The sequence below is a fragment of the Amycolatopsis sp. NPDC043887 genome (assembly GCF_056435665.1).
The window spans coordinates 418,753-435,267 of record NZ_JBWKEB010000006.1 but is presented as its reverse complement, the minus strand read 5'-3'; the positions used below and the strand labels follow the sequence as shown (position 1 = coordinate 435,267).

Genomic DNA, 16,515 nt, shown 5'->3' with positions numbered 1-16,515 from the left:
CGCGTGCGCTCAAGTGAGGATCGATCATGCCCGAGTCCGCCCTGCCGTCAGCCGCCCGTGCGCTGACCGCCGAGCCGGTGATGAACCTGCTGACCGGAGTCGAACGAGCCGGCATTCTCCGTGCCGGGATCGAGCTGAAGGTGTTCGACACCCTCGGCGACGGTCCACGGTCAGCGGCCAAAGTGGCTCCCCGGATCGGTGCCGACGAGCGGGCCACCGGAATCCTGCTCGACGCGCTGGCCGCACTGGAACTGCTCGACGTCGCACCGGCTATTGAAGGGGAGCCGCGCTACCGGCTCACCCCGGCCGCCGAGCGATTCCTCGTCACCACGTCGAAAAGCTATCTCGGCGGGCTCGCCAAGGTGTACACCGGCGACTACGTCTTCGATTCCTTCAAAGACCTCGCCGGCGCTGTCCGGAGTGGAGGCACCGTCCTTCCGGACAACGTCGAGACCGCCGAGCACGCGTACTGGCCGGAGTTCGCGGAGGGCATCACCGCGACCAGCCGGGCCACCGCCCGGTACGTCGCCGGGCTCATCGCCGACCGGATCAGCGGTCTTGAGGCGCCTGCGGTGCTGGATGTGGCCTGTGGCAACGGAATCCAGTCGTTCACACTGGCCGAGACGCATCCCGGACTGCGGGTCACCGCACTCGACTGGGCCAACGTGCTGGAAGTGACCCGCTCCGTCGCCGCGGAACTCGGGCTCACCGACCGCGTCGAGTTCCTGCCGGGCGACATGTTCGAAGTGCCGCTGGGAGGACCGTACGACGTGGTCGTCCTGAGCCATGTGCTCCACAATTTCGACACCGAAACCTCGATCAACCTGGTGAAGCGGCTCGCCGGCGTCGTCCGGCCGGGCGGGATACTGGTGGTCAACGAGTTCCTCGTGGTGTCACCGGTTCCCGCGGAGGACCCGGTGCCGCGGATCTTCTCGGCGCAGATGCTGGCCATCAGCAAGGGCGGGCACACCTACACCCTCGACGAGTTGAAGGCGGTGCTCGCCGCGGGCGGATTCACCTACGGCGAGTCGCACTCGTTGCGGGGCATGCCGATCCACACCGTGCTGGCGGCTCCCCGATGATCAGGATCGAAGCGGACCTGCTGATCCCCGGCCGCGGTGAGCCGATTCCGGACGGAGTCGTGCTGATCGACGAAACTCGGATCGGCTACGCGGGCCCGGCGGGGAACGCGCCCGCGGCCGAGGCCCACGACGAGGTGACCCGCGTGCCGGTGGTGCTGCCGGGACTGTGGGACTGCCACACGCATCTGGTCGGGTTACGCGACTCGATCGGCTCCGAACAGCTCGTCCTGACGCCGTCACAGGTGGCGGTGGCACGGTCGGTCAAGGACGCGGAGGCCGCTCTGCAGGCGGGGTTCACGAGTATCCGTGAGGTCGGGGGATACGGCGTCTACTTGGCGAGGGCCATCGACGAGGGGACCGTGGCCGGCCCGAAGGTGTACGCCGCGGGCAGCGTGCTCAGCCCGACGGGTGGGCATTCGGACGTGCACAGCTTGCCGCATTCCTGGGTGACCGATCCTTTGCGGCCCAACGGGATGCTGCAAGTCGCCGACGGTGTGCCGGACTGCCTGCGTGCGGTGCGGCTCCAGCTGCGGCTCGGCGCGAAGGTGATCAAGGTGTGCACCTCGGGTGGGGTGATCAGCGAGATCGACCATCCTCAGCATCAGCAGTTCAGCGATGAGGAGTTGCGCGCGGTGGTCGAGGAGGCGGCCCGTGCCGACCGCGTGGTCGCGGCGCACTGTCACGGCCGGTCCGGCATCATGGCGGCGCTGCGGGCCGGATGCCGGACGATCGAGCACGGCACCGATCTCGACGAGGAGACCGCGGCGGCGATGCGGGAGGCCGGGGCCATCCTGGTTCCGACGCGGAGCATCTACGAGGCGATCCTGGCGCGCAAGGAGATGGTTTCCCCGGCCGCGCGGCGCAAGCTGGCAGAAATCGAGGCCAGGCACTCCGAAGCCATGGCCCTCGCCCATCGAATGGGAGTGCGGATCGCACTGGGCACCGACCTCGGCACGAGCAACCCTGATTCGCCGTTGGCGTGGGGACGCAACGGCCGGGAGTTCGGGTACCTGGTGGCGGCGGGGCTGAGTCCGCTGGAGGCGATCGAGGCGGGTACGGCGACCGCACCGGAAACCCTGGGGCCGCAGGCGCCCCGGTCCGGGCTGCTCGCGGCGGGCTACGACGCCGACGTGATCGCGGTGAGCCGCAGTCCGCTGGACGACATCGGCGTGCTGGCCGAGCCGGAACAGATCACACATGTGTGGAAATCGGGAACGCCGGTCAAGGTTCCCGCTGGCGGGTGACTAGCTACGGGCAAGGCCCGGAGGGGTGCGAGATGCCGATGACAGGTTCGAACGACGATATGGAAGTCGCCTTGAAGACCATCGATGACGTTCTGGCGCACCTCCAGGTGCTGGGGGACATGGCACGCGATGTGCGGGTGCGGCTGGCGGCGTATCCGGGCGGAGCGCGGGCGGGGGAGGCCGTCGAAGGTGATGGGCAGGTACAGACGGACCGGGTGACGCCCTCGCCGACGGCTTTCCGAGTGGCGAGCCCACCGCCGGTCCGGCTCACCCGACGGCAGCAGCAGGTGCTCGAGTTGCTGGCCCAAGGGGTGTCGAACCGCCGGATCGGCCGATCCCTGCACATCACGGAACAAACGGTGAAATCACATCTGCACATGATCTATCGCAAGCTCGGTGCGGCGGATCGCACGGAGGCCGTGGTGATCGCGCTGCGGACCACCCTGCTCGGCGAATCGTCCGCCGCTGCCCGGAGCTGAGTCCTCGGCTCAGCCGGAGCCGGTCGGGGCGAACCCGGCCAGCTCCGCACTGAGCCGTTCAAGCAGCGCGTCCGGTGCGGAACTGAAGTAGAAATGCCCACCCGGCAGGGTTTCGGTACGGAACCGCGTCGAGGTGTGCCGACGCCATGCTTCGAGTTCGGTGGTGTCGACATCAGGATCGTCGGCGCCACCGAATACGGTGACCGGGCAGTCGAGCGGCCTGCCGGGCCGGTGGACGTAGGTCTCGGACACCGTGAAGTCGGCTCGAAGGACGGGCAGCATCATCCGGAGAAAACCGGGGTCGTCGAGCACAGTGCGCGGAGTGCCGTCCAGGTCGCGCAGCCGGGCCACGAACTCCTTCTCCGGCAAGTGGTGGATCTTCTTCTCGCGCAGCGGCAGATGGGGCGCACGATGCCCGGAGACCAGCAGCCGGGCGGGCCCACGTCCCGCGTCACGCAGCCGCCTGGCCGCCTCGAACGCGAGGATCGCGCCGAGGCTGTGTCCGAAGAGGACGAACGGGAGATCCGAGTCGATCCTGGCCAGTACTTCGCCAACCGCGTCTTCGAGGGTGCGCGGTGCTCGGTGCCGCAGCCGCTCACCGTGCCCGGGAAGCTGCACCGGGCAGACCTCGATGTGCTCGGGCAGCAGCAGCGACCACGGGGCGAACATCCTGGCGTCACCGCCGGCGTGGGCCAGGCAGTACAACCTGACGGTGGCGGTGTCCGCGCGCGAGACGGGCCGCCGCACTTTCCGCGGCGCGGTCACGACGCGCCACCGAGCAGCGCGCCCGCGATGCTGTGCAAAAGGACGTTCGAGGTGCCTTCGTAGATCTTCCCCGCCTTCGCGTCGCGGTAGAACCGCTCGGCGGTGTACTCACGGGTGTAGCCGTTCCCTCCCAACACCTCCAGCGAACGTGAGGCCGCCCGTTCGGCGACCTGGGACGCGAAGTACTTCGCCATCGCGGACTGACGCAGCCGTTCGGCGAGGTCCGTTCCCGCCTCGACGACTCTGGTGACCTCGTAGAGCAGAGCTCGTGCGGCGGCGATCTCGGTGGCGATGTCGGCGAGGGTGAACTGCACACCCTGAAAACCACTGATCCGCTTGCCGAACTGTTCCCGCCGTTTGCTGTAGGCGACGGCCTCGTCGAGTGCCCCCTGCGCGAGGCCGACCTGTTGCGCGGCGATGCCGATCCGGCCGATGTCGAGTGCGGCGATCGCCACGCCCTCGCCATTGCCGATCCCGCCGACACACTGCTGACGGCGCACTTCGACATCCTCCAGCAGAACGTCCGCCGTCGAGGCCGCTCGCACCCCGAGCTGCTCGGTACGCGGCTCGATCCGAACGCCGGGCGCGTCCCGCTCGACCAGGAAAGCCGACCAGCCATGACCTTCGGTGCGGGCGAAGACCAGGAACAGATCGGCCTCGGCGGCGTTGCTCGTCCAGCGTTTCCGGCCGTTGAGCAGGTAGCCGTCCGCTTTCGCGGTCGCCGTGGTGCTTCCGGCGAAGGCGTCGCTTCCCGCGTGTTCCTCCGAAAGTGCGAACGCGCCGATCTGCCGGGTGGCCAGCAGAGGAAGATATCGGCGCTTCTGGTCGCCACTGCCCTGCCTGAGCAACGTCGCCACGATCAAGGCGTTCTGCACGTCGACACCGACCGCGACGCCGGGGTCGACGCGGGAGATCTCTTCGATGGTCAGCATCACCCGCAGCAGGCTGCCGCCCTGACCGCCGTAGCGGGTCGGCGCCTCGACGGCCATCAACCCGGCATCGAACAGCCGCCGCCGCAGGCCCTGGTCGAGCCGCGCCGCCTGGTCCATCCCCGCCGACAACGGTGCGATGTGTTCGCGGGCGAAGGCCCTGACGTGGGCACGCCAGGCTTCGTCCTCGGAGGAAGGGGCGGTCATGCGCGGGCTCCTTCCACCAGCAGCGCCAGGTCTTCGAGCGTCTGCGACACGTACAGCTCGCGCAGCGGAACCGAGACGCCCCAACGTGATCGCAGGATCGTCATCAACCGCATCAGGTGGGCCGAATGCAGGCCGAGTTCGGCGAACCGGTCGTGCCTGCCGATCTCCCCGGCCGCGACAAGTCCGGAAAGGACGGTCGCCAGCTCCTGTTCGGTGCCGGCCCGGGGCGGGACGTGCTCGCCCCGGCCACCGGCCTCCAGCTCGGGCAGCGCGTGCACGTCGATCTTGCCGCCGACGGTGGTCGGCAGTTCCTCGAGCAACCCGATCGCGGCGGGCACCATGTGCTCGGGCAGCCGCCGGGAGGCGAACGCACGCAGTTCCGTGGCGTCGACACTCTCGTCGGCCGGTACGGCATAGGCGACGATGCTCGCCGTGCCCGAACCGTCAGGCCTTGCCGTCGCCGCCGCGGAGCGCACTGCCGGGTGGCCGCGCAGCACGGATTCGATCTCGCCGAGTTCGACGCGGTAGCCGCGAACCTTCACCTGGCCGTCGCCGCGGCCGAGGTACTGGAGTGCACCGTCCGGCAGTGCCCTGGCGAGGTCGCCCGTCCGGTAGAGCCGTTCGCCCGGCGCGCCCGGTTCGACCCCGAACCGGTGCGCCGTCAGCTCCTCGCGGTCGTGGTAGCCCGCGGCGACGGCCGCCCCGGCCACGCACAACTCGCCGCGGGCTCCTTCGGGTACCGAGCGGCCTCGTTCGTCGAGCAGATAGGCCCGCTGGTTCGGCAAGGCCAGCCCGATCGGCAGCGGCGCGTCGTCGTTGACGTCGACGGCGGTGATCCGGTGGTAGGTCGATACGACCGCGGCTTCGGTGACGCCGTAAAGGTTGTACACCTCGGGGGTGGAGTCGCCGTGGCGGCCGAACCAGGTACGGACGGGCGCCGAATGCAGCCGGTCACCGCCGATGAAGATCCGTCTCAGCGCCGACTCGCCGGGAGACAGGGTGTCGGCCTCGGCGAAGTGTTCGAACAACGCCGGGGTTTGGCTGCACACGGTGACCCGTTCGTCGCGGACCAGCGCGAGGAATTCGTCCGGGTTCCGTACCGTCCACTGTGGAACCACGACGAGCCGGGCACCGTTGCCGAGCGCGCCCCAGATTTCCCAGACCGAGTAGTCGAACGCGAAGGAGTGGCTGAACGTCCAGACGTCGTCCCCGCCGAAACCGAAAACGGTGCGCCCGGCCGCGAGGAGGCTCTGCACGTTCCGATGGGTGACCACGACGGCTTTGGGCAGCCCGGTCGAGCCGGAGGTGTAGAGCACGTAGGCGGCCGAATCCGCGTCCGTTTCGACAGGGGTGACATGGGCAGGGGTGCTCAGCACCGTCTCGTCGAGAACGAGCACCGGGATCCCCGTCGACGGCACCCGGTCCGCGAACTGCCCGGTGGTCACGACCGCGCCGGGCCGCGCGTCGGCGACCATGGCGGCCAGCCGGTCGGCAGGGTGCTCGGGGTCGAGCGGGACATAGGCCGCGCCCGTCTTCAGCACGCCGAGGATCGCGGTGACGAGGACCGCCGACCGGTCGAGACAGAGTCCGACCCGGTCGCCAGGGCCGACGCCGAGTGCCTGCAGCCGTGCGGCGACCGCGTCGGAGCGACTGTCGAGTTCGCCGTAGCCGTACCGGCGCCCACCGAACGAAAGGGCTTCGGCGGTGGGGTTCCGGCGGGCGTGTTCGGCGAACGTCTCGGGCAGCGTGGCGGTTTCGATCTCCAGGGTCGCCGAGCCGGAGACCGGCACCGCGGCGGCCGCACCGGGGGAGAGCTCGCCGAGGGTGAGCTCGGGATGCTCGACCATGCCGGTCAGCACGTCCCGTAGCTGGTCGCAGAAGCGCTGCGCGGCCGCGGTGGAGAACCGGCTCCGGTCGTGAATGACCCGCAGCGGCATCCCGTCGCCGGGCATGATCACCATGGTGATCGGATAGTGCGGCCGTCCGTCGTAACGCATGCCGGTCAGCTTCATGCCGGTCTCTTCCAGCGCGAAGTCCGGCATGGGCATGTTCTCGTAGGACACGCTGCTTTCCAGCAGCGGCACGTCCAGCGGCCTGCCGAGCAGTCGCTGGACATCGAACAACGGCATGGTGGTGTGCTCGCGGACCGCGGCGATGTGCACCTGGAAGTCCTTCAGCCACGAAAGCACCGCGCGGGTCGGCTCCAGCTTCTCGCGGACCGGCATGGTCGCGATCAGCGGGCCGAGAATCGTCTCGGCGCCGCGAAGTTCGGCGGGACGGTGGGCCATGGTGAACCCGCACGCGACGTCGCTGGTGCCGTAGTAGTGCGACAGCACGATGAGCCACGCGCCTTGCACGATCGTGTTGAGCGTCAGCTGATTGACCCGTGCGAGCTCGCGCAGACCCGGTTCGAGGCCGGTCAGCATCAACTCGACGAACCCGTGGCTGGGCTCGCCTTCGACGGGCGGTTCACCGCCGAGGAACAGGGGCTCGGGCGGTTCGAACCCGGCCAGCTCGCGGCGCCAGAACTCGAGGCTCTCCTTGCCTTCCTGACCGTTCCACCAAGCCACGTAGTCGCGATACGGTCGCATGGGACGGAAATCGGCCTCGTGACTCAGACACTCGGCGCGGTAGGCGGTGATGAAGTCGGTCACCGCGAGCCCGAACGACCAGCCGTCCATCAGCAGATGGGACAGGCGCCAGGCGAAGATCCACGTCTGGGGTTCGCTGCGGATCACGGTGATCCGCATGAGCGGCGCCTTCTCCAGCTCGAAGCCCTCGATCCGTTCACGGTCGAGCCAGGCGTCGATCTTCTCCCGTTGCTCGGCCACCGGAATGTGCCGCCAGTCCAGCACCTCGAGGGGCAGTTCGGCGGAGCCGTGCACGACCTGCAGCGGCAGGCCTTCCGGCCGCCAGTGGAAGGACGTACGCAGGATCGGGTGCCGGTCGACCACTCGCTGCCAGGCCCGCTGGAACGCCGCGGTGTCGAGAGTGCCGTCGAAGGTGAGCAAAAGCTGTTCGATGTAGACGCCCGCCTCGGGACGCTTCAGCTGCTCGAACAGCAGCCCCTGCTGGATCGGAGCGAGCGCGTAGACGTCTTCGATGCCTTTGCGGCCGCCAGGTGTGGTCCCGGTTGCTGGATTCGAGCGCACGGTGGGGCTCTCTTTCGTCATCGATCGAGGTCGCTTTCGAGGGTGCTCAGGAAGGTGGTCAGCTCATCGGAGCCGATGCCCGCCAGCGGGAAGTCCGACGCCTCGTACCGGCCGGCGCCGGCTCCCGCGCAGTGTGCGGTGAGGGTGTCGACGGCGGCGGCGAAGGCTTCGGCGACCGCGGCGACCGCGTCGGGTGAACCGGTGTGGCGCCAGGAAAGCCTCAGTTCCCCGGCGACGAGGGCCGAGCCGACTTCCGCGAGGATTCCCTCTGCCGTGTGGCCGGTCGTGGGCCCGGCGAAGGTGTCGAGGACCATCGGCGTGACTCCGGGCAGCCAGTCGTGGTCGACCACTTCGCGCAGGTGGACGCGCGGCCCCTCGTGGGCCGCATCCGCGCCTTCACGACAACCCCGCTTGATTTCGGCGATGAGGTCGTCGAGGTCACCGCCGGGTGCGGGCACCATCCTGGACTCCACGAACATCCCGGCCGATCCGTCGAGCGCGAAATCGCGGACGGTCCGGTCCACGGTGAGCGATGGAGCGCCGCCCGGCCACTCTCGCAGCGCGAGCGTCAGTGCCGCCGCGAGTGCTTCGCCGAAGTCCAGATGGTGGCTCGAGAACACGGCATCACGAAACGCGCGAACGACGTCCGCGCCGAGGACGGTGACCAGCTCGCCCTCGAGCGGAACCGAACCGGATCCGGTGGGCGCGGCCACCTCCGAGATGTGGTTCCGCGACCACTCCAGGAAGCACTCCGGCCGGGACTCCCAGTCCACGCTGCCCCGTTCCGCGAGTCCCGTCGCGGCATGGGCGAGGTCGGTCAGCAGGACCCGCCAGGACGCGTCGTCGAGTACCACCGCCGAGCCGACCCAGACCAGCCGGTCCCGCTCGTCGCCGGTGGTGACGTGGACTAGCTTGGCCGGGACGGCTTCGGCGAGATCGATTTCCGCTGTCAGTTCGGTGACGATCTCGGCGAGCGCGGCCGAGCGGGTGGTGGCGGGCAGCCCCGAGAGGTCGATCACGGCGACCTCCGGGACGGCCAGGTCGTCGAGCAGGCCGGGAGTGCCGTCGTCCAGCGCGCCGAGCCGTAGCCTCAGGGCGGTGTGACGGGCCGCCACCTCCCTCAACGCTTCTTCGGTCCGGCCGGCGTCGAGCGACGTCTCCACGGAAACCCAGCTCACCACGTTCGCTTCGGCCAGCGCGGTCTGGGCGGCCGTGAGCGGCACCGCGTCGGCGTCGGTCACCGTCGTGGCGGCCGCCGCGGCACGTCCGGCGAGTTCGAGGAAGGTGGCGCTCTCGAACAGGTCCTGCGGGCGCAGGCGGAGGCCTTCGGCATCGGCCCGGCTGACCAGCTGGATACCCATGATCGAGTCGCCGCCCAGCTCGAAGAAGTTGTCGTCGGGGCCAGCGTCGTCCAGGGTGAGCACGTCGCCGGCGAGGACGAGCAGGCGCCCGAGGATCGCCTGAAGACCTGCTTCGACCTCGGTCGCCGCCCCGGCATGTCCCGCCCGCTCCGGGGCGGGCAGGGCTGCTCGGTCCACCTTTCCGTTGCTGCTCAAGGGAAGTTTGTCCAGCACGATGAAGTCGGCGGGAATCAGGTAGCCGGGTACGGTCCGCGACAGGTGAGCGCGGACGGAGTCCAGCAGGGCCGCCTCGTCGGTGCCCGGTTCGGCCGGGACCAGATACGCCACCAGCCGCTGCTGGGTGCGCGGCCCGACCGCGGTCGCCACCGCGGTCGTCAACGCCGGATGCTGCGCCAGCGCGTGTTCGACCTCGCCGAGCTCCACCCGGAACCCGCCGATCTTGACCTGGAAATCCTCCCGGCCGAGGAACTCGATCGCGCCGTCGGGCAGGTAGCGACCGAGGTCGCCGGTGCGGTAGAGCCGTTCCCCGGTAACCGGGTGGACGAAGAACGACTCGGCGGTGCGCTGTTCGTCGTTCCAGTAACAGGCCGCGACGCCGATGCCGCCGATGTAGAGCTGCCCGGCCGTCCACACAGGAGCGGGTTCGAGGCGGTCGTTGAGCACGTGGAAGGTCTGGTTGCGCAGGGGATAGCCGTACGGAATCGACGTCCAGTCCGCCGGGACTTCCCCGATCGGGTAGTGGATCGACCAGATGGCCGCCTCGGTGGCGCCGCCGAGGCTCATCACCGTCAGCTCCGGGGAGAGCGCACGGGCCCGGTCGGGCAGCCGGACCGGGATCCAGTCGCCGCTGAGCATCGCGAGCCGCAGAGGCAGCGAGGCGCCACCGCCCTCCAGATGAGTCACCAGCATCTCGAAGAGAGCGGGTACGGAGTTCCACACCGACACACCGTGTTCACGGATCAGTTCCTGCCATCGCTGGGGATCGCGGCGGGCGCCGGGTTCGGGCAGGACGAGCGCGCCACCCGCGCCGAGGACGCCGAAGACGTCGAACACCGAGAGGTCGAAACTCAGCGACGAAAGGCCGAGCACCCGGTCGTCGGCCGTGACGCCGAACCGCTCCACGACGTCGACCAGGGTGTTGACCGCGGCGGTGTGCGTCTCCGCGACCCCCTTCGGCGTCCCGGTGGAGCCGGAGGTGTAGATGACGTAGGCGATGTCATCCTCGCGGGCCGGGCAGGTCCAGCCCGTGACGTCCTCGCCGGTCGCGTCGTCGAAGGCCAGGTCGCCGAAGGTCAGAGTGTCCACTTCGGACGGCCAGTCGGCACTGTCGGCGACGACGCACTCCACCCCGGCGGCCTCGATCAACCATGCCCGGCGGCTGTCGGGCAGTTCCGGGTCGATCGGCACGTAGGTGGCTCCGGCCGCGGAAACCCCGGCCACGGCGACGATCTGCTGCCAGCCCTTGGCCAGCCCGACACCGACCACACTGCCACGGCCGAGCCCGCGGGCGACCAGGGTCCGCGCCAGATGCACGGCCCGGCCGGACAGTTCGCCGTGGCTCAACGTCTTCCCGGGGGTGATCACGGCGGGCCGCGCCGAGAAGGCGGGGTCGGCGCCGACCGCGAGCAGCCGGGTCGTCAGCAACCCGGTGGGAACGTCAGCCGCGGTGTCGTTGATCCGCTCCCGTTGCACGCGCTGCCATTCGGGCAGCGGGACCGAGGGCGGCCGCCGCCAGCCCTCGGGAGTGGCGAGCGTGGCCAGAAGGTCTTGGTAGGCCTCGAACATCTCGGCCATCATGCCGTCGGGGAACAGCTCGTCCACCGCGTGCCAGGCCAGTTGGAGGATCCCGCCGAATTCCAGGACGAAGTGGTCGATGGTGACCTGCGGGGTCTGCGAGATGAAGCGGGCCTGCTCGCCGAGCCAGTCCACCGGGGACGGCACGTTCGCCGGATCCTTCTCGGTCGAGAGCGCGCTGGTGAACACGACGGGCATCACCCCGCCCGCGGTGTCCCGGCGGACACGGTTGAGCTCACGCAGGATACGGACGCCGCTGACATACCGGTGTTCGAAGTCCTCCCAGGCCTGCCGCTGGATCTGCGCGACGAGATCGCCGAAGGTGTCCAGCGTCCGGGTGTCGACTTCCAGCAGTTCGAAGGACGCGAACTCACCGACCGTCGTGTCGACGTCCTGGTGCAGGGGAAGCCGGTTCACCGCGGTGAAGTTGAGCGTGAAGTGCTGGCTTTTGCTCCAGCGGGCGATCACCGTGGCGTAGGCGGCGACGAGCACGCTCGACGGCGTCGCCCCGTGCTCGCCGGCCTGTTCCTTGATCCGGGCCCAGACCTCCGCGTCGAGGATCGCGTGCCGCCGCACGAACTCGGGCCGGGTCAGCTCGCCGGGGGCGACCGCGGTGGGCAGTTCGGGCGCCGCGGGCAGTCGCTTGACCCGATTGCGCCAGTAGTCGAGGGAACGTTCGTAGAGTGCGGTCTCCTGCAACGCTTCTTCGGCCAGCACGTAGTCACGGAAGGACAGCTCCGGCGGATCGGCCGGGCGGGCCGGGTCCGCGTAGAACTCCCGCCACGCGGGCAGCACCTGGTAGAAGAAGCTGGCGACATCCGCGCACAGCAGGTCGAAGCCGATATGCGTGCGGAGCTTCCCGTCGCCGAGCCGGCTGACCCGAACCTCCCACAGCGGCCAGGTGTCCGCGGGCCGCACATCGGCGGCCATCCGCCCGGACACCTCGGCCAGCCGGGCCGCGGCGGTCTCCTCGTCGCATTCCCGGAGATCGAGGACCTCGAACCGGTAGTCGGGGACGTCGGCCAGTATTCGCTGACGCCCGTCGGCGAGCACGACGATCCGCAGCATCTCGTGCCGCCGCACCACCTGCCGCCAAGCCCGTTCGAGCCGGTCGAGGTCGAGCGTGTCGCTGTCGAACTCCAGGTACAGATGCGGGGCCACCCCGCCCATGTCGAAGCTCCCGAGCCTGCCGATCCACTGCGCCTGCTGCATTTCCGTCAGCGGGAACGGTTCGTGACGGCGATCGGGGGCCGGCGTGATGACGGGGAGTTCTTCGGCCGGTGTGGCGTCCGGGTCCTGTGTGGCGAGAAGTTCGGCCAGTGCGGCGATATTCGGCGCGGCGAGCAGTTGGGCCGGGGTGGCGACCCGGTGGAGGCGGCCACGCAGCCGGTTGAGCATCTGGGTGGCGAGCAGCGAATGCCCGCCCAGCTCGAAGAAGTTGTCGTGCACGCCGATCGGACCGAACCCGAAGAACTCCTCCCACAGGGCGGCGACGGCGTGCTCGAGGTCGTTCCGCGGCGCGGTGTAGGCGGTCAGCAGATGCTCGGGCCGGGAGGACGTCTCGGCCTCGGCGGCCTCGGCCGTCGCGGGGGTGTCGACGACGAGCTCGGCACCGGCTTCGCCTCGCGGTTCGACCCAATAACGCTTGTGCTGGAACGGATATCCCGGCAGGGGAAGCCGTTGTCGTGGGTCTTCGATGCGGGACCAGTCGACGTCCACGCCTGCCAGCCACAGCCCGGCGAACCCGGCCAGCAGTGACTCGGTGTCGGACCGTTCCTGGTCGGGACGGCGCAGGGTGGTGACCACGGCGGCGGCGGGCTCGACGGCCTGCCTCGCCAAGGTGCCCAAGGTGTTGCCGGGACCGACTTCCAGCAGCACGCAACGGCCGATCTTCGCGGCGACACCGACCGCGTCGCCGAACCGGACCGGGCGGCGCATATGCGTGCCCCAGTACTCGGGGTCGGTGGCCCGGTCGTCGTCGATCCACTCTCCGGTGACGGTGGAGACGAACGGGAGCCGAGGCGTGCGGAACCCGATCTCGCGCGCGAGCTCGGTGAAGGGCTCGACGATCGGATCGATCATCGAGGAGTGGAACGCGTGCGAAGTGTGGAGAGGCCGGGTCGACACGCCCTGATCGGTCAGCCGGTTCGCGAGGGCGTCCAGTGCGTCGTGGGGCCCGGAGACCACACACAACCCCGGCGCGTTCACCGCGGCGACGGAGAGTTCCGCGGGCAACAGGGGAAGGACGTCGGCCTCGTCGGCGGCGACCGAGAGCATGCCGCCGGACGGGAGTTCCTGCATCATCCGGCCGCGGGCGGCCACCAGCCGCAGGACGTCGGGCAGATCGACGACGCCTGCCACGGTCGCCGCGACGAACTCGCCGAGACTGTGGCCGACCATGGCGTCGGGGGTGACGCCCCAGGCGGCCAGCTGCTTGGCCAACGCGTATTCCGTGGTGAACAGCGCGGGCTGGGCCATTGACGTGTGGGCGAGCCGTCGCGCGGCGTCGTCCGGGTCGGTGTCGGCGGGTGGGTACAGGGCGGTGAGCAGGCTGGTGCCGAGCAACGGGCCGAGAATGGCGGCGCATTCGTCCACGGCCGCGCGATAGACGGGCTCGTCGCGGTAGAGGTCCGCGCCCATGCCCGGGTACTGGGTGCCTTGGCCCGGGAAGAGGAAGACGATCTTCGGCGGCGTCGCCGGGACCGCCGAACCGGCCACCCTCGCGGGGTCGGCGCCGTCGAGCAGCGCGGCGGCGTCTTCGGTGCTGGAGGCGACAAGCGCCCGGCGGAACCGCAGTGCGCTCCGGCCCAGCTGGGTCGCCGCCGCGACATCGGCGAGGTCGGCCGGGGCGCCGGTGTCGAGACCGGCCCGCAGATGCGCGGCCAGCCCGGCGCTCGACTGTTCGAGCGCCGCCGGGCTCTTGGCCGACAGCACGATCACCTGGGAGGCCCGCCGCGATGCGGGTGAGGGCCGGGCGGCCGGGGCTTCCTCGAGGACGGCGTGGGCGTTGGTTCCGCCGATGCCGAACGAGCTGACCCCGATCCGGCGGGGATGGCCGCCGGTCTTCCAGTCGGTGAGCGCGGTGTTGACGAAGAACGGGGTGGAGTCGAAGTCGATGCGGGGGTTAGGCCGCCGGAAGTGCGGGTCCGGCACGAGCTCGCGGTTGCGCAGCTGCAGGATGGCCTTGATCAGACTGGCGACCCCCGCCGCGGATTCGAGATGCCCGATGTTCGCCTTCACCGAGCCGATCGCGCAGAAGCTGGTTTCGTCTGTATGCGCGCCGAACGCCCTGGTCAGTGCCTTGATCTCGATCGGGTCGCCGACCGGTGTGCCGGTTCCGTGCGCTTCGAGCGCGGTGATGGTCCGCGCGTCGACACCACTCGCCGCGAGCGCCGCGCTGATCAGCCGGTCCTGGCCGGAGACGCTCGGCGCGGTGTAGCCGACCTTGTCGTCGCCGTCGTTGTTGACCGCGGTTGCCTTGAGCACGGCGAGGATCCGATCGCCGTCGGCGAGCGCGTCGTCGAGCCGCCGCAGCACGACCACGCCGACGCCGTTGCCGAACACGGTGCCCCGGCCGTCCGCGTCGAACGGTCGGCAATGCCCGTCGGGGGAGTAGATCAGGCCTTCTTCGTAGAGGTAACCGGCCTGGTGCGGAACCCGGACGGTGACGCCGCCCGCCAGTGCAGTCCCGCACTCGCCCGCCTGCAGTGCCCGTGCGGCCTGGTGGACGGCGACGAGCGAGCTGGAACACGCGGTCTGCACGGTGACCGAAGGGCCGGTGAGCCCGAGCAGGAACGAGGTGCGGCTGGCGAGGTAGTCCTTGTCGTTGTGGATCTGCAGTTCGAAGACCGCCGGGCTCATGACGATCCGGCTGCCGCCGAGGAGGTTCGACATCAGGTAGGCGGGCATGTTGGCGCCGGCGAACACCCCGACGTCGCTGTCGGTGCCCGGCCCGCGGCCCGCGTCTTCCAGCGCGTGCCAAGCGGTTTCGAGGAAGAGCCGCTGTTGCGGGTCGAGCAGGGCCGCCTCGCGGGGATTGATGCCGAAGAACTGCGCGTCGAACTGGTCGATGCCGTCCAGCAGCGGCGCCATGCGGACGTAATCGGGCCTGCCGGACACCTCCGGCGGAATCCCCTCGGCGAGCAGTTGTTCGTCGGTCAGCGCGGTGACGGATTCGACACCGTCGCGTAGATTCCGCCAGTACGCGGCCAAATCCGGGGCGCCGGGGAATCGGCCGGACATGCCGACGACGGCGATGTCGGCAGCCGCGGTTTCGGGGCGGGTCACTGGTCTGCCTCCTGCAGGGTCGCCGGGGAGAGCCGGGAGATGTCGTACTCGGTACGGCCGTCGATCGCGAGATCGGCCAGGATGCTCCCGAGCAGTGGCACGAATTTGAAGCCCCAGCCTGAGCTGTAGAGCAGCAGGTGCTCACCGTGCGGGAAGAGCCCGGCCGCCGAACCGAGGTGGAACTGTCGTTCCGGATCGCCCGGCAGCACGGCCAGGCAGGTTGAGGTGTGCACAGGCTCCGGATCGAGTGCGGGAAGGTGCTTGCCGACCCAGGAACCGAGTCGTTCGACATGGCGGGGATCGGGTCGTCCGGTCACCTGGTCCGCGTCGGCGAGGGGATGTACCTCGAAGACCGGCCCGAGCCGCACCAGTTCGCTCGGCGACCAGGGATTGCGGCCGAAACCGTAGAACAGGTTCGTATCCTCGTCGGTCGGCTGCTGGAACACGAACCAGAACGGGAAGTCCGCGGTCTCGTCACGGCGGCGCAGGGACACCAGCGCCATCTCGTAGAGCTTGATATCGAGCTTCGCGCCGAGCGGGCCGAGCAGTTCGTTGATCGAACCGCCGTTGGCCAGCACCACCTTGTCCGCGCGGTAGCCGCCGCGGTCGGTCCGCACGGTCACCCCGGAGGAATCGGGCAGCAGCTCCAGTACCCGTTCACCGCCGTGGAGGGCACAGCCGCCCGCTTGCGCGAGTCCGTAGAGCGCGGCGAGGGTGCCGCGGACGTCGATGGTGCCGCCGTCCGGCTGGAAGAATCCCTCGAAATGGCCGGGCAGCGCGGTGAAACCGTAGCGGCGCTCGATCTCCTTCGCCCGCAGCCATTCGTAGCCGACATCGAGTTTGTCCATGACCCTGGCGGTTTCGCTGATCTTGCCCTCGTTGGTGACCACGTCCACGTCGCCGAACCACAGACTGCCGATCGGGTGGATCAGCCGTCGTTCGGCTCGCGCTTCCAGCCGCTGCCACAGCGGGTAGGCCGCCAGGGTCAGGCGGAACAGGTCCTCCTGCGTGTACTGCAGCCGCCAGTGCCGTTCCGCTCCGCTGGTCCCGCTGCTCTCGTTGAAGAAGCCATGCCGGTCCAGCACGAGTGTGCGCTGCCCGCGCGCGGCGGCCTCCGCCGCCGTGGAGAGTCCGATCGGTCCGCCGCCGACCACGATGAGGTCGAACGAACTGCTGATGCCCATGGTCTTCCGTTCCTGCGCTGTCGGTTTCCGG

Annotated in this window: 8 protein-coding genes; 3 read left to right on the top strand and 5 right to left on the bottom strand. The window is 69.6% G+C overall.

The genetic code is table 11. From position 1 onward, the window contains the following. Window positions 1-26 precede the first annotated feature (26 nt). The 3 genes from AC069H_RS19045 (at window position 27) to AC069H_RS19035 (ending at window position 2,805) form a co-directional block, all read left to right on the top strand. Entirely contained in the window at window positions 27-1,082 is a 1,056-nt protein-coding gene (locus AC069H_RS19045) for a class I SAM-dependent methyltransferase (RefSeq protein WP_478233209.1), read from the top strand. After that, a complete protein-coding gene (locus AC069H_RS19040) occupies window positions 1,079-2,326 on the top strand; it encodes a metal-dependent hydrolase family protein (protein ID WP_478233208.1) in 1,248 nt (415 codons plus the stop codon). The genes AC069H_RS19045 and AC069H_RS19040 overlap by 4 nt, the downstream gene beginning before the upstream one ends. A gap of 71 nt (window positions 2,327-2,397) precedes the next feature. Beyond that, window positions 2,398-2,805 (top strand): helix-turn-helix domain-containing protein, encoded by a 408-nt coding sequence (locus AC069H_RS19035; RefSeq protein WP_478233207.1) that lies wholly within the window; start codon window positions 2,398-2,400, stop codon window positions 2,803-2,805. Between the two features lie 9 nt (window positions 2,806-2,814). Here the strand turns inward: AC069H_RS19035 and AC069H_RS19030 are convergent, their stop codons facing one another. Genes AC069H_RS19030 through AC069H_RS19010 form a run of 5 tightly spaced genes read right to left on the bottom strand, consistent with a single transcriptional unit; the run spans window position 2,815 to window position 16,484 of the window. Then, window positions 2,815-3,570 carry a thioesterase II family protein gene (locus tag AC069H_RS19030; protein ID WP_478233206.1) on the bottom strand — a complete coding sequence of 252 codons (756 nt, stop codon included), beginning with the start codon at window positions 3,568-3,570 and terminating at the stop codon, window positions 2,815-2,817. Then, complete coding sequence (locus tag AC069H_RS19025; protein WP_478233205.1) at window positions 3,567-4,706, bottom strand: acyl-CoA dehydrogenase family protein; 1,140 nt, start codon at window positions 4,704-4,706, stop codon at window positions 3,567-3,569. Before AC069H_RS19025 ends, AC069H_RS19030 begins: the two co-directional genes overlap by 4 nt. Then, window positions 4,703-7,879, bottom strand: coding sequence for a non-ribosomal peptide synthetase (locus AC069H_RS19020; RefSeq protein WP_478233204.1), 3,177 nt, complete (start codon window positions 7,877-7,879; stop codon window positions 4,703-4,705). Before AC069H_RS19020 ends, AC069H_RS19025 begins: the two co-directional genes overlap by 4 nt. After that, complete coding sequence (locus tag AC069H_RS19015; RefSeq protein ID WP_478233203.1) at window positions 7,876-15,300, bottom strand: hybrid non-ribosomal peptide synthetase/type I polyketide synthase; 7,425 nt, start codon at window positions 15,298-15,300, stop codon at window positions 7,876-7,878. Before AC069H_RS19015 ends, AC069H_RS19020 begins: the two co-directional genes overlap by 4 nt. Next, window positions 15,297-16,484 (bottom strand): FAD-dependent oxidoreductase, encoded by a 1,188-nt coding sequence (locus AC069H_RS19010; protein ID WP_478233202.1) that lies wholly within the window; start codon window positions 16,482-16,484, stop codon window positions 15,297-15,299. The genes AC069H_RS19015 and AC069H_RS19010 overlap by 4 nt, the downstream gene beginning before the upstream one ends. Window positions 16,485-16,515: the final 31 nt, after the last annotated feature.

Coding starts and splice junctions, on each gene's coding strand:
- AC069H_RS19045 (WP_478233209.1), top strand. CDS start 27: ATGCCCGAGTCCGCCCTGCCGTCAGCCGCCCGTGCGCTGACCGCCGAG.
- AC069H_RS19040 (WP_478233208.1), top strand. CDS start 1,079: ATGATCAGGATCGAAGCGGACCTGCTGATCCCCGGCCGCGGTGAGCCG.
- AC069H_RS19025 (WP_478233205.1), bottom strand. CDS start 4,706: ATGACCGCCCCTTCCTCCGAGGACGAAGCCTGGCGTGCCCACGTCAGG.
- AC069H_RS19020 (WP_478233204.1), bottom strand. CDS start 7,879: ATGACGAAAGAGAGCCCCACCGTGCGCTCGAATCCAGCAACCGGGACC.
- AC069H_RS19010 (WP_478233202.1), bottom strand. CDS start 16,484: ATGGGCATCAGCAGTTCGTTCGACCTCATCGTGGTCGGCGGCGGACCG.